Source organism: Streptomyces sp. Y2F8-2 (genome assembly GCF_014905555.1).
Lineage (GTDB): Bacteria > Actinomycetota > Actinomycetes > Streptomycetales > Streptomycetaceae > Streptomyces > Streptomyces cynarae.
Genome location: NZ_BNGS01000005.1, coordinates 567,633 through 585,811 on the forward strand (window position 1 = coordinate 567,633; position 18,179 = coordinate 585,811).

Sequence of the window (18,179 nt, forward strand, 5' to 3'; positions counted from 1 at the left end):
AAGGAGCGGGCGGCGCGGGGGGCTTCCCCCCTCCCGACCCATACGAAGTCCCGGGCGCGGTGTCTCACCGCGGACCCGGGACTTTGCCGCTCAATGACCTTCCGCTCGATGACCTTCCGCTCGATGACCTTCCCCGGTCACCGGCCGCTGCTGTACGCCGGTTTCGGCTGTCCCCCGGCGACCGGGGCGTGCCGGCGGCGGAAGAGGGACGGCAGGCTCGGCACGGTCAGGAAGCCCTCGGCCCGTGCGCTGGCGATACCGATGCGCGGTATGTCGCGGGTGTTCTCGAACAACAGGAAGCGGGGCTCCCAGACCGGCCGGTACTTGGCGTTGGCCCGGTACAGGGACTCGATCTGCCACCAGCGGGAGAAGAACGTCAGCACCGAGCGCCACAGCCGCAGTACGGGGCCGGCGCCGAGGCGGGCGCCGCGTTCGAAGACGGCGCGGAACATGGCGAAGTTGAGCGACACCCGCTCGATGCCGAGGTCGCGGGCGCGCAGCAGCAGCTCGATGACCATGAACTCCATCAGGCCGTTCTCGCAGTCGCGGTCGCGGCGCATCAGGTCGAGGGAGAGGCCGTGCTCCCCCCAGGGGACGAAGCTGAGCACGGCCCGTGGCTCGCCTTCGCTGTCGCGGCACTCCAGCATCATGCAGCACCCGTCGGCGGGGTCGCCGAGGCGGCCGAGGGCCATGGAGAAGCCGCGCTCGGTGGCGCCGTCGCGCCAGTGGTCGGCCTTCTCGATCAGCTCGGCCATCTCGGACTCGGGGATGTCCTCGTGGCGGCGGATCGTCACGGTGTAACCGGCGCGCCGGACCCGGTTGTGCGCCTGCCGCACGACCCGCATCGCGCGTCCCTCGAGGCTGAAGTCGGCGACCTCCACGATCGCCTCGTCGCCCAGTTCGAGGGCGTCCAGTCCGTGCCGGGCGTAGATCGTGCCGGCCTCTTCACTCGCGCCCATGACGGCGGGCGTCCAGGCGTGCCTACGGGCCTCCTCCAGCCATTCCTCGATGGCGCCGGGCCAGGCCTCGGGGTCACCGATCGGGTCGCCGGAGGCGAGGGTGACACCGCCGACCACCCGGTAGGCGATGGCGGCCTTGCCGCTCGGGGACCAGATCACGGCCTTGTCGCGGCGCAGCGCGAAGTAGCCGAGGGAGTCCCGCTCGCCCTGCTTGGCGAGCAGTGCGCGCAGCCGTCGCTCGTCCTCCTCGCCGAGGAGTTCGCGGCCGCGGGGCGCGCGGAAGCAGGCGTACAGGACGAGGAGGAAGGTCGCCGCGGTCAGGACGTTGATGGTGATGTCCACCCAGCGGGGGGCGTGCACGTGCTCGATGTGGTCGGCGAGCGGCCCGACGCTGACGCCGCGCAGCAGCGCGTACACGATCTTGTCCGCGAGGGAGGCCGAGGCCTCGCTGTGCGCCTTGTTGGTGGCGTCCACCAGCAGGGTGCCGATGCCGCCGCTGACGACGATGCCGCAGGCGGCGACGATCAGCGCCAGCTTGGGGTTGGAGCGGTCGCCCAAGGCCCGGAACTCCTTGCGGCCGAGCAGCAGCGCGGCCACGAACAGGCCGGTGAGCAGGGCGGAGATCCAGTTGAAGACGTGCCGGTTGTACTGGTGCTGGGTCAGGGCGGCCGCGTAGAGCGCGAGCAGCGGGCCGGCGAGCAGGATGTTCGCGATCCAGGCCGCCCGCTTGCGGCGCCGCATGACCATGGCCAGGAACAGGGCGAGGACCGCCGAGACCAGTCCGGCGGTGGCCAGGTACGGGGTGAAGAACTGACCGCCGTTGTGCTCGTGCACCTCCTTGCGGAAGGGCAGCGAGACGACGGCCACGATGTTCAGCAGGGCCATCAGCCGCAGGTACCAGACCGTGGCGACGGCCGCCCCGGGGCCGAGGCGCGCGGGCAGGGAGGGACCCTCCCCCGCCGCGCCCTGCGGGCGCCGGGCGCGCTGCTGGACGATCTCTGCTTGCTGCTGTGGGGGCACCGCGATGACTCACCTTGACGAGAGAGAGGCCGGAGCGACCGGCGTGGACGGAAGCACTCGCATCGACCCTACATTTCGTAGGGGTAACGGTGGCTTTTCCTAGGGTAGGAGTCCGGCAAGGACGATCCGGTTCCCCCCGAACCCGGCAAGGGTGGGGCGGGACGGCCGCCGGGGGGCCGACAGGTTCACCCGTACGGGAACCCCTGGAAGTCTACGGGGCCACCCAGGGTGCTCTCTTCTCGGCGTGCTCCAGCCCCGCGCGTTCGAGGTTCGCGTGTTCGAGCAGGAACGGTATGATCGCCCGCTCCAGCAGGGCGCGCTCCCAGACCTCGCGGGCCCGGCGCACCCGGGGATCGCGGTCCATGGGGTCCTCGCCGTCGTCGCGGCGGGTCCGGGCGCGGGCCGCCAGAAGCCAGGCGAGGTCCCCGAGGGCCGCTCCCGCCGTCACGACGGCGGCGATCACCCCGGACATCACGAGCCCGTCGCCGATGTGCGGGCGCACGGCGAAGGCCCGCAGTCCGAAGCCGCACAGCAGGAACACCCCTGTGGCCGCGGCTCCGAGGCTCGGCACCAGGATCGCGAGCGCCGGCAGCAGTCTTTTCTGCATACGATCGTCGCCGTCCCCCTCCGGCCTGTCACGGTGGGCTGCCGCGGCCCGCAACGCGAGGTAGTGGCGGTACTCGTCGGCGGCGATCCCGGCGAGACGGTCGCGCGCCTCCAGCGCCCGCGCACGCAGCTGCTCGCGCGTCGGTCCCGCACCGGTGACGCCGATCGCAGCCGTGATCCCCGGATGGCCGAGGGCCCGGTCCACCATCCGCTCGAAGATCGGGCCGCCCGCTGGTGACGGCTCCTCGGACTCCCGCACAGATCCCCCGATAGGCGCACAACGGGCCGGCCGATACCGACCGGCGGACGGACGAGCCAAACCCTACAACATGTAGGTCCCGCGGCCGGGGCAGAGTGCGGAGACCGTACATTCCCCGGAGCGGCGGCCGGCTCGGGCACGTGGTCAGTGCTCCTCGGCCGGCTCGGCGTCCAGGCCGGTGCACGCCAGCTTGCCGTCCACCTTGGCGCACGCCTCCACGTCGTCGGGTGACGTCACGGCGAGCATGGGGCTCGCCGAGCCGCCGGAACCGTCTCCCGGATACGCCGCGGACAGCACGTCCCGCCCCTTGCGGACGGAGATGACGCGGGCGTCGGAGGCGTCCGCGTCGACCTCGGCCCAGGCGGTGCCGCAGGTCGCGGAGTACTCGAGGCGCACCGCGTAGGAGGTGTCGCGGACCTTGCTCTTGGTCTGCGCGTCCCGGTCGCAGGCGGACACGTCGGGCAGCTGCCCCTGGCAGGCGTCGCCCCGGCACCGGGGCGACGCCGCGGCGAGCCGTCCGCCCGGGGCACCGGAGCGGTCGGAGGCGAGGAGGGCGACGGCCACCGCGGTGACCGTGACGATCAGGGCGACCGCCGACAGCGGCAGCCGGCGCGGCCGGGCGGTCCGCGGCGGGGGCCCGTCGTGCGGCGGCGTGCCCGCGGGCGGCCGGCGGGCGGCCGCCTCCCACAGGGCCAACGCGGGTGCGGGGTCGGCGCCGGCGAGGGCGGCGAGCGCCTCGACCGCCGAACGAGGGGGCCGTTGGGCGCCGGTGAGATAGCGGTGCCAGGCGGACTTGCTGTACGGGGTGCGCGCGGCGAGGGCCGCGAGGCTGAGACCGGTGCGCTCCTTCAGATCGCGCAGCGTGGTCACGAACGCCTCGTCCGTCTGTGCGGGCGGTGCGGCCGAGGGGCCGCAGGGCGCCGCCGTCCGTGCCGCGCCGGCTTTCACGGTCTGGATCCTTGGGGCTGTCGCATGACCTGTCCCTCAACACCTAATCCTATTTGGGCTGTTCGCCCTGGTTGGTGAAATGTGTTCCCGGGGGTGCGGTGCCGCCACACATCGGGACCGGTATGAGAAATGCGAAACGCGAGCCGGAACGGAGCACACCGACGGCCTGCCCGGTCACGTGCGTGACCGGGCAGGCCGTCCCTTGGAGGGGAGAGCGGTCGCGGTGTCAGCACCAGGGCAGGGTGCCCCGCATGCGGACGTAGTGGGCGGAGACGTAACCCTGGTTGCCCGAGAGCTTGTACCAGCGCCGGTTGCCGAAGACGTACGAGCCGTTCTTCTTGCAGACCAGTACGAGGCGGCCGTTGACGTGCGCGTGGCCGACGACGCGGTGGCGGAAGCCGGGACCGGAGCGGACGTTCAGCCTGGCGTGACGCGTGGCGACGTATCCCACGAGGCGGACGGGGCGCCGGTGGTGGACCACGCGCGTGACGTGCCGGGTGTGGCGGACGGGGTGGGAGCACCGTGTGGAGCGGTGCGCGCGGTGCCGGGCCGGGACGTGCCGGGCCGGGGCGGGGAGCAGGATGTGCGGGCGGTGCGGAACCGTCCGCACGACCGGCGCCGAGGTGGGCCGGCCGCCGTCGGCGGCGACGGCGGCCGTGGGCACCAGCGCGAACATCGCGACCGCGGCCACCAGGCCGCTCTGCAGTGTCCGGCGAATCATGGGAACCTCCGTGCTGACGATGCCGATCACGGTCTGCGTGATCTCATGTCGCCCAGCGTTTCCGTGTGGACGGCCGGGGATTCCGTCCCGTTGTGCCGGGGATGGGGGAAACGTCCCGTGGGACGACCGGAGGCGGCGAGTCACCGCAGCGCGGGCCGCACACGACGGCGCACGGCAGGGGCGGGGGCCTGCGCGACGCAGGCGTGGCCACGTGCGGACATGTGCGGACGTACGGATGTGGTGGGCGCTCGACCGTGCAGATGTGCGGACGGTCCCGTCCCAGGCGCGGGGCGGGGCCGTCGTCGAACTACGGGTTGGCTCGTCGTCGGGCCGCCGGGGACCGTCGTCGGGCTACCGGGTCGGTGTGTCGTGCGGGGCCGGGGCGTACCCGGCGGGGCGGGTGGCGGAACCCCCGGCCCTGGGTGCGGCTGCGCAGGCGGGTCGCGTAGCCGCACAGCTCGGCCGGCGGCACCGTCGCGGTGACCACCGTCGCGCCGGCCCGTGCCGGGGTTCGACTTCGACACCCTGCGCCACCTCAACCCGGGGGCCGCGCCGGTGGAGGTCTTCGCCTGGGCCGACGCCCTGATCCGTCCCGATTTCAAGGAGCGCGGCCTGCTGGACACGGCCGTCGTCACGATCCGCTTCGACAACGGCGCCCTCGCCACCGCGGAGGCGAGCTTCCAGGCCGGCTACGGCTACGACGTGCGCGGCGAGGTCCTCGGCTCCGCCGGCATGCTGACGATGGGCGACCTGCGCCGCACCCATCTGACGACCCACGGACCGGACGGCATCGCCGCCGAGTGCGTCACCTACGACCAGGACCTCTTCCGCGACGCGTACGTCGCGGAGCTGGCCGACTTCGCCGACAGCGTCCGCACCGCCCGTACCCCGTCGGTCACGGGCGGAGGACGCCCGTGCGGCCCTGACGATCGCGCTCGCGGTCATACGGTCGGTGGAGAGGGGAGAAGCCCGTACGCATCGCGGAGATCGAGGGTCACGCCGACGCGGACATCACGGGACAGACCGACCCCGTCGACGACGGAGTGGCCGAATTGAGCAACTCGTCTCTTTTGTCAAGATAAGTTCTAAAATTACGTACGGCATCCAGCCGTTCTCCAACGAGGGCGGCGGAGCACCCAGCGGCGAGCCGGCGAGGGGAGTGATGCACATGGTCGTGGACAACGGCATCGACCTCGCCCCGGTTCGCGAGCGGTTCCTGCAGGGCGGGACCGTCGGGAGCGGCGTACGGAGCATGATCCTCAACTCCTGGCAGCGTTCCGTGCTGCTCGGCCTCTCCCCCGACCAGGCCGAGCTCCCCTACCGGCCGGACGTCGACACGGACGTACAGCTCGTCCGTGCGGCCGACCCCGTGCTCGACTGGCTGCAGAACCGGTTCGCCGGCAGCCGGATGAACATCGGGCTGGCCGACGGGGAGGGAACGGTGCTCGCGCGCCGCTTCGGGCAACCGTCGCTGCCGCGCAGGCTGCCGCCGTTCCAGGTCGATCCGGGGTTCGTGTTCGCCGAGCACGTCGCGGGCACCAACGGCATCGGCCTCGCCCTGGCGGAGCGGCGGCTGTGCCGGCTGTACGGCGCGGAGCACTTCGCCGAGCGGTCGCAGGGCAACGCCTGTTCGGCCATCCCGATCCGGGACCTGCTCAGCGGACGCATCGAGGGCGTCCTGTCCTTCGGCTGCCCCCGCACCGACGCCACCCCGGTCATGGACACCCTGATCACCCAGGCCGCCCGCGCGATCGAGCGCCGGCTGCTGGAACAGAGTTCGGCACGCGAGCGTGCCCTGCTCCAGGCGTACCTCGACGCCCGGCGTGGCGCCACGGTCGGTGCGCACCTGCTCGACGCCGCGGGGATCGGCGTGGACGAGCCGGCCCTGAGCGGGCTGAACGGGCGCGACCGGATGATCGTCAGGGAGAAGGCCGCCGAGCTGATCTCCGCCGCCCAGTGCGGCGCGGTCGAGGTGGCCCTCTGCGACGGCCGGCGGCTCACCCTGCTGAGCCAGGTGGTGACCGGCCCCGGCGGCACGGAGGGCGTCGCCGTCGAGGCGGTCCTGCACGAGAACGGGCCGCAGCTGCTGCTCACCCTCCCCGGCCGGCCCTTCGAGCGCGACCTCGCCCCGCCGGACACATCCGTCATTCCGGTGCCCCGGCACCTTCTCGGTGTGCCGTCCGGCCAGGCGACCACGGCCCCGCCCATCACCGTCCGTACGCCCGAGCAGTCCCACGAGCAGTCCGTCCGCAGCGCACCCGCCCCTACGACGGCCGACGGCCGGCTGGTCCTCGTCGGGGAGCCCGGCGTGGGAACGTACGCCGTCGCGGCGCGCCGCCGTCTGGAGCTGCTGTCCGAGGCGAGCGCCCGCATCGGCACCACCCTGGACGTGCGCCGCACGGCTCTCGAACTCGCCGAGATGGCCGTACCGCGTCTCGCGGACCATGTCGCGATCGACCTGCCCGAGGCCGTCCTGCGCGGCGAGGAGGCGGCCGACCCGCGCACCGGCATGGTGCGCGCGGTGAGCCACGGCATCCGTGACGACCTCCCCTTCTACGCGGTCGGCGAGCGGGTGGACCCGCGCCCCGCGACGCCCCAGTCCCGGTGCCTGGACCGTGAGCAGGCCGTGCTGGTACCCGATCTGCGGGTCTCGACCGGCTGGATCTCCCAGGAGCCGGCGCACACCGAACGCCTCGTCGCCGAGGGCGTCCACTCCCTGATCGCCGTCCCGCTGCTCGCCCGCGGCGTCGTCCTGGGCATCGCCAGCTTCTACCGTTGCCAGTCCCCGTCGCCCTTCGACGACGACGACCGCTCCCTGGCTCAGGAGCTCGCCACCCGCGCCGCGATCTGCATCGACAACGCCCGCCGTTACACCCGCGAGCACACCATGGTTCTGGCGCTGCAACGCAGCCTGCTGCCGCAACGGCTGCCGGAGCAGAGCGCCCTGGAGATCGCCCACCGCTACCGGCCCGCCGAGTGGGAGGTAGGCGGGGACTGGTTCGACGTCATCCCCCTCTCCGGTACCCGGGTCGCGCTGATCGTCGGCGACGTGGTGGGCCACGGTCTGCACGCCGCGGTCACGATGGCCCGGCTGCGCACGGCCGCGCGCAACTACGCCGAACTCGACCTCGCCCCCGACGAGGTCCTCACCCACCTCGACAACCTTGTGGGGCGCATGGACCGGGACGAGACGGCCTGCACCACCACCGGCATCATCGGCGCGACCTGTCTGTACGCCGTCTACGACCCCACCTCGCAGCGGGCCACGGTGGCGCGCGCCGGCCATCTGCCGCCCGCGCTGGTGCACCCGGACGGCAGCGTGACCTTCCCCGACCTGCCCGCCGGGCCTCCCCTGGGCCTCGGCGGCCTGCCGTTCGAGTCCACCGACATCCCCCTCCCCGAGGGCAGCGAACTCGTGCTGTACACCGACGGGCTCGTCGAGGACCGCGGGCGGGACCTGGACACCTCCTTCGAGCTGCTGCGCCGGGCGCTCGCCCACCCGGACCGCGCACCGGACGACACCTGCCGCGCGATCCTGGACACGGTGGCGCCGGAGCACCCCGACGACGACATCGCGCTGCTGGTGGCCCGCACCCACGCCCTGGACCCCGGCCGGATCGCCGACTGGTCGCTGCCGGCCGACCCGGGCCGCGTCAAGGACGTCCGCGCCGCCGTCATCCGCCGCCTGGCCGACTGGGGCCTGGACGAGGTGTCGTTCACCGCGGAACTGCTGCTGAGCGAACTGGTCACCAACGCCGTCCGCTACGGCAGCGGCCCCATCGACGTACGCCTGATCCACGACCGCACCCTGATCTGCGAGGTCGCGGACACCAGCAGCACAGCACCGCACCTGCGCCACGCGGCCACCTACGACGAGGGCGGCCGGGGCCTGTTCCTCGTGGCGCAGCTCGCCCAGGCCTGGGGCACCCGCTACACCGCCGAGGGCAAGGTCATCTGGGCGGAGTGCGCACTTGGGGCGCCGTCCGGCGGTCTGCCGGAGGCGACGCCGACGGACATGGACTGGGGGGACCTCGCTGGCCTCGCATGACGTCCCGGACTTCGCCGCGAACGACAGCGGTGCGGAGCCCCTCCTGTGCATCCGGGGGCTCGGCAAGCGGTTCGGCGGCACGCTCGCGCTGGACTCGGTCGACCTCGACGTCCACCGGGGAGGGGTCCTCGCGCTGCTGGGTCCCAACGGAGCCGGAAAGTCCACCCTCATCAAGGTGCTCGCCCAGGTCCACCGCGCCGACGAGGGAGAGGTGACGGTGGCCGGACACCCACTCGGCACGCAGGCCGCCGCGCGTGCCATGTCCTTCATCCACCAGGACCTCGGGCTCGTCGGGTGGATGACGGTCGCGGAGAACATCGCGCTGGGCACCGGGTATCCCCGGCGCCTCGGGATGATTTCGTGGCGACGGGCTCGCGAGCGCTCCGTGGAGGCCCTGGAGATCGTCGCCGGCCACCTGGACCCGGACGCCCGGGTCGCCGACCTCGGCCGGGCCGAGCGTTCACTGGTCGCGATCGCCCGCGCGCTGGCCACCCGAGCCCCGCTGATCGTGCTCGACGAGCCCACGGCGAGCCTGCCCGCGACCGACTGCGCGCGCCTGTTCGACGTATTGCACGCCCTGCGCGACCGCGGCCACGGCATCGTGTACGTCAGCCACCGGCTCGACGAGGTGTACCGGGTCGCCGACCGCTTCGCCGTACTCCGCGACGGCCGCGTCGTCAGCCGGGGCCGCCTCGCGGACCATCCCCCGGCCCGGCTGGTGCAGGACATCGTGGGCCACGGTCCGGCGGTGCCCCACGGGCCTACGCCGGCCCCCACCCACGGACCAGTCGTCCACCCGCCCACGACGGCCCCCACCCACGGACCGGTCGGCCCCCGGCCCACGACGGCCCGCACCCACGAACCGGCCGACCCCCGACCCACGACGGCCCCCACCCCCAGACCGGTCGTGCTGCGCCTGGAGGACGTCCGCACCGAGACCGCGGGGCCGGTCAGCCTGCAACTGCGGTCCGGTGAGCTGCTGGGCATGGTCGGGCTCACCGGTGCCGGTCACATGGCTCTGGGGCGCGCGCTCGCCGGCTCGGGGACGATCGTCAGCGGACGGATCCTGCTGGACGACCACCCCTACCACCCGCGGACGGTCGCCGCCGCCGTCGGCGCCGGGGTCGGTTTCGTGACCGACGACCGGCAGGAGGAAGGCTGCCTGCACGACCTCACCGTCCGCGAGAACCTCCTGGCCAACCCCCGGGCACAAGGCCCGCGCGCGCCCCGCTGGATCGTCCCGCGACGCGAGCGCGCCACGGCCCTGTCCCTGCTCGACCGGTACGGGGTGCGGCCCCTCGACACCGAGGCCCGTATCGACACCCTGTCCGGCGGCAACCAGCAGAAGGTCATGGTGGGCCGGTGGCTCGGGCTCGGCCGGCGCCTGCTGATCCTCGAGGAGCCGACCGCAGGCATCGACATCGGCGCCAAGGCGGCCATCCACCGCCTGCTCGAGGAGGCGGTGACCGCCGGGGCGGCGGTGCTGCTGTGCTCCACGGACTTCGAGGAGGTCGCCGACGTGTGCCATCGCGCCCTGGTGTTCGTCCGCGGGACCGTGGCGGCCGAGCTGGCCGGCGCGGCTCTCACCGTCCCGGAACTGACCCGCACGGCGTCGGCCATGCCGGGCATCACCGGGACGGCGACGGAACGATGACCGGCGCCGCCCCGAGGCCCCCGCGGGGACCGTCCCGCCCGCCCCGGTGGCGGCCTGTCCGTGCGCGGGGCCATCTCATCGGCGCGTACGGCCTGCTGTTCCTGACCGCCCTGCTGTTCCTCGTCTTCTCGCTCGCCCTGCCGGGCACGTTCCCGACGCTGGACAACGTCTCCTCGATCCTGTTCAACCAGTCGGTGCCGGCGATCCTCGCGCTCGGGGCGACGGTCCCCATCGCCACCGGCCGGTTCGACCTGTCCATCGGGTACGGCCTCGGCCTCGCCCATGTGATGGTCCTGCACCTGATGGTGGCCGGCGGCTGGCCCTGGCCGGCGGCCTGCCTGGCCGTCGTCGCAGGCGGCGGGGTCGTCGGCGTCTGCAACGGTCTGCTGGTCGAGTTCGCCCGCATCAACTCCTTCATCGCCACCCTCGGCACGGGCACGGTGATGTACGGGATCACCGGCTGGATCACCGGCGGCGCCCGGATCGTCCCCGGCCCGGGGGGCCTGCCGCCCGCGTTCACCGGCCTCTACGACGCCACGTTCCTCGGCCTGCCGCTCCCCGCCTTCTACGTCCTGGCACTGGCCGTTCTGCTCTGGCTGCTGCTGGAGCGTCTGCCGCTCGGCCGGTACCTCTACGTCATCGGCTCCAACCCGCGCGCCGCCGACCTGGTCGGCATCCCCACCCGCCGGTACGGCGTCTACGCCTTCACCGCCTCCGGCCTGGTCGTAGGCTTCGCCGGAGTCCTCCTGGCGGCGCAGCAAGAGCTGGGCAACCCGAGCGTGGGCATGGACTACCTGCTCCCGGCCTTCGTCGGCGCGCTCCTCGGCTCGACCGCCATCAGGCCGGGCCGCGCCAACGCCGCGGGAACCCTCGTCGCCGTCGCGGTGCTGGCGATCGGCCTGGCCGGCATCCAGCAGCTCGGCGCGGACTTCTGGGTCACGCCGCTGTTCGACGGCGGCACCCTGCTGCTGGCGGTCGGTCTCGCGGGCTATGCGGCGCGCCGCCGCCTACGCGCGGCCACGACGGACGGCCGCCCCGCGCCGACGACCGGCGAAGGCCGTCCGCGGAACCCTTGAGGTGGACGCAGGGCCTCCGCGACCCCCGTGACGTGCCCGAAAGCGGGAAACTGTGCCCGTGAACCGCGCAACCGCCGCCGGGACCGCCGCCCTGGCCGCCGTCGTCGTCCTCGTCGTCGGCTGCGAACACGGCTCGCGGCCGGGCACCGGGACCTCCGCCGAGCCGTCGATGTCCGGCTGCCCGGCTGCCTTCGCCCGGGCGCAGTCGGCCGTACGCCAGGCGGAGCAGCCCCACACCGCCTGGAACGGTCCCACGACCGGCCCGAAAGCGGCACGCGGCCGGACCATCATCTACGTCGCGCAGACGATGACCAACCCGGGCGTGGCCGGCACGGCGAACGGCGCGCGGGAGGCCGCGAAGGCCATCGGATGGAAGTTCGAGGTGATCGACGGGGGTGGCACACCGGCCGGCATCCAGGCGGCGCTCAACCAGGCGATCGCGCTCAAGCCGTCGGGCATCGTGCTGGGCGGCTTCGACCCGAAGTCCACGGCGCAGCAGGTGTCCAGGGCGAACGCGGAGGCAATCCCGCTGATCGGCTGGCACGCGGTCGACAAGCCGGGCCCCAGCGAGAACCCGAGGCTGTTCACGAACATCACCACGCACGTGGGGGACGTCGCCAGGATCACGGCCGACTGGATCATCGCGCATTCCGGCGGCCGGGCGGGCGCCGTCCTGTTCACCGACGACTCGATCCCGTTCGCGAAGCACAAGGCGGAATCGATCAGGAAGGAACTGGCCACGTGCGGCGGCGTGCGGCTCCTGTCCCACGAGAACATCCCGCTCCCGGACGCGAGCAGCCGCGTCCCCCAGGAGGTCTCCTCGCTGACCTCCCGCCTGGGCGACCGCTGGACCTACTCGGCGGCCATCAACGACCTCTACTTCGCCGACGCCGCCCCGGCCCTGCGCGCCGCGGGAAGGAAGGGCTCGGGTCCCCCCTTCAACATCGGCGCCGGAGACGGGGATCCGTCCGCGTTCCAGCGCATCAACAGCGGCGGCTACCAGGCGGCGACGGTCCCGGAACCGCTCACACAACAGGGCTGGCAGATCGTGGACGAGTTCAACCGCGCGTTCGCGGGGAGGCCGGCGAGTGGGTACGTGGCTCCGGTGCACGTGGCCACCGCCGGGAACACGGGAGGGGCCACGTCGTGGGATCCGGTGGGGTATCGGGAGGCTTATCGGGGGATCTGGGGTAGGTAGGGCGATGCCCGGAGGCCGCGGGGTTGGGTGTTCAACCCAACCCCCGCCCCTTACACGAAGACCCAGTTGCGCTCCACTCGAGCAAGTTTCACGAACCGCCCCTTCTCCACGACCCAGGGATGAGGGACGCGGAATCGCGTCATGTCCTCCATCGACACCACGAGGGCGTTCAACTGTTGCGCCACGTTGAGCACCAGTTGTGGCGAGGCCGAGGGCGCGGTCACGATCAGGCCTTCCGCGATTCCTTGCTCGACGATGTGCTTGTCGCCGTACTCGACCGCATCGACGATGTCCGTCCCCAGCACGGTCACCACGCGGTGGTCCGGGTAACGACGTTTGATGGCAGTGAGGGCCGAACCGAGCAAACGAACACTCGGGGGGCGAGGCGACGCCGCCGTACGGCCGGCAGTCATGATGCCGCGACCGTCAACCACCAGACTCGGCTTTTCATCTCCCTCCGGGGCCTCCTGTGACAGCAGATCACCAAGTGGTCTCTCGAGTAGCGGAGAGACCGGCACGGCGCTACCGGCAGCCGGTTCTACGATGCGTTCCTGCAGTCGTTCGAGCTCCCGGTCCAGCCCATGAGCGATGGGTGTGCCATCCGGGCCGAAACAGTCCAGTTCCTGGTCGAGGATCACTGCCCCGGTGTGCCTCGCCTTGGCATGGACCTTGAGGATGCCGCTGCGGTCGTAGTGATAGTCAACGTCGAACACGTTGCTCGAAGTCTCGGCCTCCGGCTGCGGCACGGGAAGTGGCAGCCGGGCCAGAGGGAACGTCCGCTCGTCGTCCGCGGCCCGCTTGCCGTCACCTTCGACGATTTCCAGGACGACCTCGGAGGCTCCTCGGACAGCGGGCATGGCACTGCGTGTACCTCGTGCCGGGAGTGTCGAGTAGCGCGGGATCAGGGTGGCGAAGCCCCGGCGTCCGTTCGCTTCAAACGACAGACCGAGATCGTGGCTCGTAGCCACCGAGATAGTCGTATCGGGAATGAGGCCGTCGATCTCAGCGGCCGTGATGGCCGCTCCCCTGGCCACAGCCGTCATCGGCTTGCACAGCTGGGCATCGACCACCTCTCGCCCCAGGACTCGCTCGACCTCCCGCCGCACGAGCGGGATCTGCGAGGTGCCGCCGATCATCAGAACGGCGTCCAGGTCATGAGCGGTGAGGCCGACGTCCTCCAGGCACTCCTCCAACGGGACAAGCGCCCGGCGCACCAGCGGTCGCACGGCCTCTTCGAATTCATTCCGGTGGATCACCACCGATGGAAAGCCCCCTAGTGGCTCGAAGAGGACCTGGTCCGTGTCCGGCTGCGACAGCACGATCTTCGTCAGTTCGACATGCCGTCGCCAGCGGCGCGCCTCCTGCCGGGTCAGTCTCTCCGGATGGCTGCCGAGTTTGGCGAGGACCAGTTTCACGAGTTCCTCGTCGAACTCCAGCCCGCCGAGCGCAGTGATGCCTCGCGATGCCATCTCGTCGAAGATGCCGTCGTAGTGCTCGAGGACGGTGACGTCGATCGTGCCGCCGCCCCAGTCGAAGACGAGGAACCTGCCTTCGCCGGGGAAGTCGTGGGCGTAGCTGATCGCGGCCGCCGTCGGCTCGTTGATCAGCGCCTTCACCTTGATGCCGGCGAGTCGCGCCGCGGCCCGGGTGCGATAGCGCGCGGCTCCGGTGGCGTTCGCCGGCACCGTGACAACAGCTTCCTCCATCTCGCGGAGGTTCCGCCGCACTCCCGCCCTCATCTGGTCGAAGAGCGCGGCGGCCACGGCCGTACTGCGGAACGGTTCGTCGCCGAGCCACACTTCGTGCTCCTCGGGGACCGCACCGGCATGGGTGAGGTCGCCTTCGTCCATGGCCCTCGGCCGTGAGGCCAGCATGCGCTTGACGGCGTCCTGCGGCTCGGCCGTCTCGCACTTGGCGGACCAGCCGAAGCACAGCGTGCGCTGGATGTCCCGCAGGGAGACGACGGACGGGAACAGTTCGTCGAAGCCCGGCCTGTTCCACTCCGCGGGCAGGGCAGCAGAGTCGACCCGGACCACCTCGGTTGCGCTGCCGGTCCACCGGGCGACGACGGAGTTGCTCGTGCCGAAGTCGATGCCGTAGGTCATCGGTCCTCCCCGCTCTGGGCGACGGGGACGGCTGCGGACGGCATGCGTCTCATCTCACCCCGCTGGATGATGCGGCCGCTACGGCTGTCCGCGTAGGCGGGGGCCAGCACTTCGTACGCCGTGCTGCCCGCATGCTCTGTGGGGTTGACCAGGTTGAACGACTCAGGATCCGGAGCGGTGACCCTCGTGAGACCAGACCGGCGCATCTCCTCCTCGATGCGCATTCTCACAGCACCGATGTTCTCCGCCGTATGGGCCGTGCGGTCGATCAACGCCAGTTGCGCCAGATGCTCTTCGTGCACACGCGTCGCATTGAGCACAGCCGTGCGCAACGCCTCGTCCACTGCGGCCTGAACCGCCTGCTGCACCAGGCTGCCCATCTTTCCGGCGGTCGACTGGGCTCCCGCGATCGCGGCGTCCAACTCGGCAGTGAGTCTGCGGCCCACCTCCTGCGCGGCGCTTGCGCCCGCCTTCATCGCCGCCCGGTCTACTTTTGCCGCGATCTTTTCGCTGAGAATCCGGAACATCACCTCGGGATCGGAGCGAGGGTCGACCAGCGGCCCGGCGTCGCCAACATTGCTTGACGCGTCGTCGATACGTTTGTCGGGGCCTTGGTCGCGTACTCGCTCCGCCGGCCGCGTCCCGGCATCAGCACCCTGGTGTCGAGGAGTCGGCTGATCCTCCTCACTGTTGTTCAACCGGGCACGCCCTCCACCGCCTCTGGCGGGCTTGCTGCGTACCCCCTCGAATTCCTTGATGCGTCGGGGTTCGGCCGCGGGCCTGCGTGGCTTCTTGTTCGCGGGCATCAGTGGTCGTTCCTCAGTCTCCCGGCACAGCGGCCGATGATCTCCCGGGCCGCCTCACTGGCGGTGCAGGACTTCTCTTCCTCATTACTGGGCTCGGTGCGGCGTGTAAGGGGCCGCGGCCTGGGTTGGAGCAGCTCACTACGGTCGTCGGGCACCCACAAGGACATCTCGTCCAAGGGGATTTCGTAGAGGGGCTCTGCTTCCTCACCCAGGCGTCGTGCCGTCTCGATACGCCGGATACGGTCCTTGGCCCCGTTGATGTACTCAAGTTGTTCAGTCGGCACTTGCCGGCGCAGATCACGCCATCCCTGCCCCCACTCAATGGAGCCGTGTTCGACACACAGCGCGAGGTAGGGATTAAGGACGTCTCGCGGCTTGCCCTTGAACCGCAAGGACTGCAGGAGGTCGCTGAGTGCCCTCATGCGCCGCCGTTGCGTCCCGTCCACTCCGCCACGCCGTCTGCCTCCTCGCTTGAGTACGTCTTCAAGGAGACCGATGCCCCGGTCGAGCCGGTCACTGTCGCCGGGGCGTGCACGCAGGAAGGTCAAGTAGGCCTGAACGGCCCGTGCCTCTCGGTCCGCCGCGCCTGCGGCTCCATGGGATTCCCAATTGCGCAGTGTCGCGGCCTGTTGCAAGGCGGCACCCAGCACATGGTCCGTCTGTTCCGGTTCGCAGGCCATGGCCCAGTGGATGTCGTCCAGAAGCTGGTACAGACGCCGGGTTCCCGCCCAATAGTGGAACGGCGTGCTCCCGGAAATGAGACGGTCTTCGGGGAGGCAGTCCTCCAGCAGGCCGAAGAGCGACCGGTCGCGGCCCAGACGGCCGTCGACCTGACCGCCTTGCCGGATGCGCCGCAAGGACACGACCAGATCGGCGAGGTCTGGGGGCAGTTCCCGGTCTCCGTACGCTTGAACGGCGTCCAGCACGGATACCTCTCCGTTGAGGAGAGCCGAGCGCAGACTCCACTCGCCGTGCCGCCCGTCGACCGCGTCCACCGTACCGCCAGCCTCAAGAATCCGCCGACAGGCTTCGTCCCACCAGTGCAGGGCTTCCACATCGGCGTCGCTGAGCCGCCCGGGGTCAAGGCGTGCAATCACATACCGCACGCGGTCGGTCTGCTCCGGCCAGGTGTCTGGTGCCGTGTTCCTACGGAGGGTGCCTTGATCGATCAAGTCGTCGACGACTGGTAGCGGCAGGCGTTCGATGAGCCGTTGCCAGGCCGCGGCCGAGAGCACAGCGCGTCCCTTGGCCTCGGTGGCTTCCAGGTGTAGCTGCCAGGCGTCGACGGATCCAGGTTGCGTCTCCGGCGCCGGGAGGCGGCCGGAGCGGATCGCTTCGGCACGCACGCGATCTTCTTCGGTGAGAATGGGCAGGCCCCCTGCCGCCAGATCGAGCAGGTGCCCCAGGGCGGACAGAGGCGCAGCCCGGCTCAGCAGTTCGACGGCATCGGAAGCCACAGCCCGCAGCGGATCCGCGGTGAGAGAGGCCCGCTCCGACAGGCTGTCGACAAGCGTCGGTCTCTCTCCCAGCTCATCAACGACTCGCTGGAGAACGTGGATCACGCGCGGAGGCAACCGCATCGGCTCGGGAGTCGGCTCGTTCGTGGCCAGGTCGGTCCGCAGCCCCGACGGAGCGGCACCTGCAGCGGCACGGCGCCGAGCACGCAGAGGGGCGATAGCGCCGCTCTCCCGGGCCCGGCGACGCTGCACCCGCCGCTCCAGTTCCGCACGCCTCAGGTCTTCCAGTTCCCCTGAGGCTGCAGGCTCCGTTGTCATCGAACAGTCCTCCCCCTCCACCGTGCACGCCCGGTTCCCTCCCCAATCGGTCCGGTCACGGTGATCGCCCTGATGGTAAAGCAGGAAATTGCCGCCTTCGTAGTCCTACGGCGGACGTCACCAGCGAAAACGCCCGCCGACTGGGTGCTATGCGGGTCGGTCGCCGTCCGACGGCCGTTCAACCGACCCGCTTCCACTCCTGGCAGCCATTCGTCTTGAAGTACTCGCCGTTGCTCAGCGCCACGCGCCCCGTCCGCGGATCTTGCGGCTCGCCTCGGTGGCCGAGTGGAGAATTGCGTCGGTTACGCGGCCGCCGGAGTCTTGACGCCACCGCTGAAGTCGAGAAGCCCAGCGTCGTCTTAGCGGCGGTGCAGTCCCGGACGCCGCCTCGCCTCTCCAGCTGCGACTGCCTCCTACGGTCAACCGAGCCCGGCCGTACCACATCGTCCGGGGCCCGGGATGTCACATGTCCCTCGGCATCTGTGTAGCGCAACAGCAGCGCCCCGACCGGATCAAGCCAGGGGAACACATTTTCTCCACGGTTCCGTGCAACCTTTTCCACACTCGGACGGTCGATGTCTGTATGCACCACCGATTTCCGGACAGGGAGCCCCACCCTGCCCAGCTCATCTCGCAGCCGCCGACGTTCGGCGTCGCCGAGCCCGAGTCGCTGCGCGTGCGCCGTGAACACCTCGTCCGGCACCGCGCCGTCAACGGCAGCGCGCCGAAGGCGAGTCAGCAGCTCGGCCAGTACGGCTTTCGTCACGGGCGCGCCCTGGGCTCCGGCCACCTGATGCCGCATATCGTCCACCCCCCAGCCCAACTACACGGGCGCAGCGTAGAGGTGACGCGTTGACAGTGTCAACGGATCGTACGCCTATAAAAGATGGCACCTTTCGTGTACGGTACCCGGGATCGCACTGCGCTCTGTGACACCACATGAGCGAAGCGGCGTCACGTGCAGGGGGTCAAGACCCTTGGGGCAGCGAGATGAGCGCAGAGGA

At 71.2% G+C, this 18,179-nt stretch carries 13 protein-coding genes; 6 read left to right on the plus strand and 7 right to left on the minus strand.

The window, feature by feature from the left end; all coding sequences use genetic code 11:
* Positions 1–137 precede the first annotated feature (137 nt).
* From SY2F82_RS20200 to SY2F82_RS20215, 4 genes are all read right to left on the minus strand, one after another.
* Complete coding sequence (locus SY2F82_RS20200; protein ID WP_374707185.1) at positions 138–1,979, minus strand: phosphatidylglycerol lysyltransferase domain-containing protein; 1,842 nt, start codon at positions 1,977–1,979, stop codon at positions 138–140.
* 211 nt (positions 1,980–2,190) lie between these two features.
* Positions 2,191–2,844, minus strand: a complete 654-nt coding sequence (locus SY2F82_RS20205; RefSeq protein ID WP_200420496.1) for a hypothetical protein — start codon at positions 2,842–2,844, stop codon at positions 2,191–2,193.
* 144 nt (positions 2,845–2,988) lie between these two features.
* A complete protein-coding gene (locus SY2F82_RS20210) occupies positions 2,989–3,792 on the minus strand; it encodes an XRE family transcriptional regulator (protein WP_200420497.1) in 804 nt (267 codons plus the stop codon).
* A 226-nt stretch (positions 3,793–4,018) separates the two neighbouring features.
* Positions 4,019–4,513 carry an SH3 domain-containing protein gene (locus SY2F82_RS20215; RefSeq protein ID WP_236041635.1) on the minus strand — a complete coding sequence of 165 codons (495 nt, stop codon included), beginning with the start codon at positions 4,511–4,513 and terminating at the stop codon, positions 4,019–4,021.
* A gap of 501 nt (positions 4,514–5,014) precedes the next feature.
* Here SY2F82_RS20215 and SY2F82_RS20225 point away from each other — a divergent pair.
* From SY2F82_RS20225 to SY2F82_RS20245, 5 genes are all read left to right on the plus strand, one after another.
* Positions 5,015–5,569 (plus strand): Gfo/Idh/MocA family oxidoreductase, encoded by a 555-nt coding sequence (locus tag SY2F82_RS20225; protein WP_236041636.1) that lies wholly within the window; start codon positions 5,015–5,017, stop codon positions 5,567–5,569.
* Between the two features lie 112 nt (positions 5,570–5,681).
* Entirely contained in the window at positions 5,682–8,561 is a 2,880-nt protein-coding gene (locus tag SY2F82_RS20230; RefSeq protein ID WP_374707186.1) for a SpoIIE family protein phosphatase, read from the plus strand.
* Entirely contained in the window at positions 8,548–10,215 is a 1,668-nt protein-coding gene (locus tag SY2F82_RS20235) for a sugar ABC transporter ATP-binding protein (protein ID WP_236041679.1), read from the plus strand. Before SY2F82_RS20230 ends, SY2F82_RS20235 begins: the two co-directional genes overlap by 14 nt.
* Positions 10,212–11,291, plus strand: coding sequence for an ABC transporter permease (locus SY2F82_RS20240; protein ID WP_200420500.1), 1,080 nt, complete (start codon positions 10,212–10,214; stop codon positions 11,289–11,291). The genes SY2F82_RS20235 and SY2F82_RS20240 overlap by 4 nt, the downstream gene beginning before the upstream one ends.
* 52 nt (positions 11,292–11,343) lie before the next feature.
* Positions 11,344–12,489 carry a substrate-binding domain-containing protein gene (locus SY2F82_RS20245; protein ID WP_374707187.1) on the plus strand — a complete coding sequence of 382 codons (1,146 nt, stop codon included), beginning with the start codon at positions 11,344–11,346 and terminating at the stop codon, positions 12,487–12,489.
* A gap of 50 nt (positions 12,490–12,539) precedes the next feature.
* Here SY2F82_RS20245 and SY2F82_RS20250 read toward each other — a convergent pair whose 3' ends face one another.
* Genes SY2F82_RS20250 through SY2F82_RS20260 form a run of 3 tightly spaced genes read right to left on the minus strand, consistent with a single transcriptional unit; the run spans position 12,540 to position 16,962 of the window.
* Positions 12,540–14,594: an Hsp70 family protein gene (locus SY2F82_RS20250; protein WP_200420501.1), complete on the minus strand. Its 2,055-nt coding sequence runs from the start codon at positions 14,592–14,594 to the stop codon at positions 12,540–12,542.
* On the minus strand, positions 14,591–15,400 hold the full coding sequence (locus SY2F82_RS20255) for a hypothetical protein (protein ID WP_200420502.1): 810 nt from the start codon (positions 15,398–15,400) through the stop codon (positions 14,591–14,593). The genes SY2F82_RS20250 and SY2F82_RS20255 overlap by 4 nt, the downstream gene beginning before the upstream one ends.
* Positions 15,400–16,962 carry a hypothetical protein gene (locus SY2F82_RS20260; RefSeq protein WP_200420503.1) on the minus strand — a complete coding sequence of 521 codons (1,563 nt, stop codon included), beginning with the start codon at positions 16,960–16,962 and terminating at the stop codon, positions 15,400–15,402. Before SY2F82_RS20260 ends, SY2F82_RS20255 begins: the two co-directional genes overlap by 1 nt.
* A 679-nt stretch (positions 16,963–17,641) precedes the next feature.
* Here SY2F82_RS20260 and SY2F82_RS20265 point away from each other — a divergent pair.
* Positions 17,642–18,031, plus strand: a complete 390-nt coding sequence (locus tag SY2F82_RS20265) for a hypothetical protein (RefSeq protein ID WP_200420504.1) — start codon at positions 17,642–17,644, stop codon at positions 18,029–18,031.
* Positions 18,032–18,179 lie beyond the last annotated feature (148 nt).

Bases quoted from the DNA above. Each gene is read 5' to 3' on its own strand.
- SY2F82_RS20250 (WP_200420501.1), bottom strand. From the start codon at position 14,594: ATGACCTACGGCATCGACTTCGGCACGAGCAACTCCGTCGTCGCCCGG.
- SY2F82_RS20230 (WP_374707186.1), top strand. From the start codon at position 5,682: ATGGTCGTGGACAACGGCATCGACCTCGCCCCGGTTCGCGAGCGGTTC.
- SY2F82_RS20255 (WP_200420502.1), bottom strand. From the start codon at position 15,400: ATGCCCGCGAACAAGAAGCCACGCAGGCCCGCGGCCGAACCCCGACGC.
- SY2F82_RS20215 (WP_236041635.1), bottom strand. From the start codon at position 4,513: ATGATTCGCCGGACACTGCAGAGCGGCCTGGTGGCCGCGGTCGCGATG.
- SY2F82_RS20265 (WP_200420504.1), top strand. From the start codon at position 17,642: ATGTCCCTCGGCATCTGTGTAGCGCAACAGCAGCGCCCCGACCGGATC.
- SY2F82_RS20240 (WP_200420500.1), top strand. From the start codon at position 10,212: ATGACCGGCGCCGCCCCGAGGCCCCCGCGGGGACCGTCCCGCCCGCCC.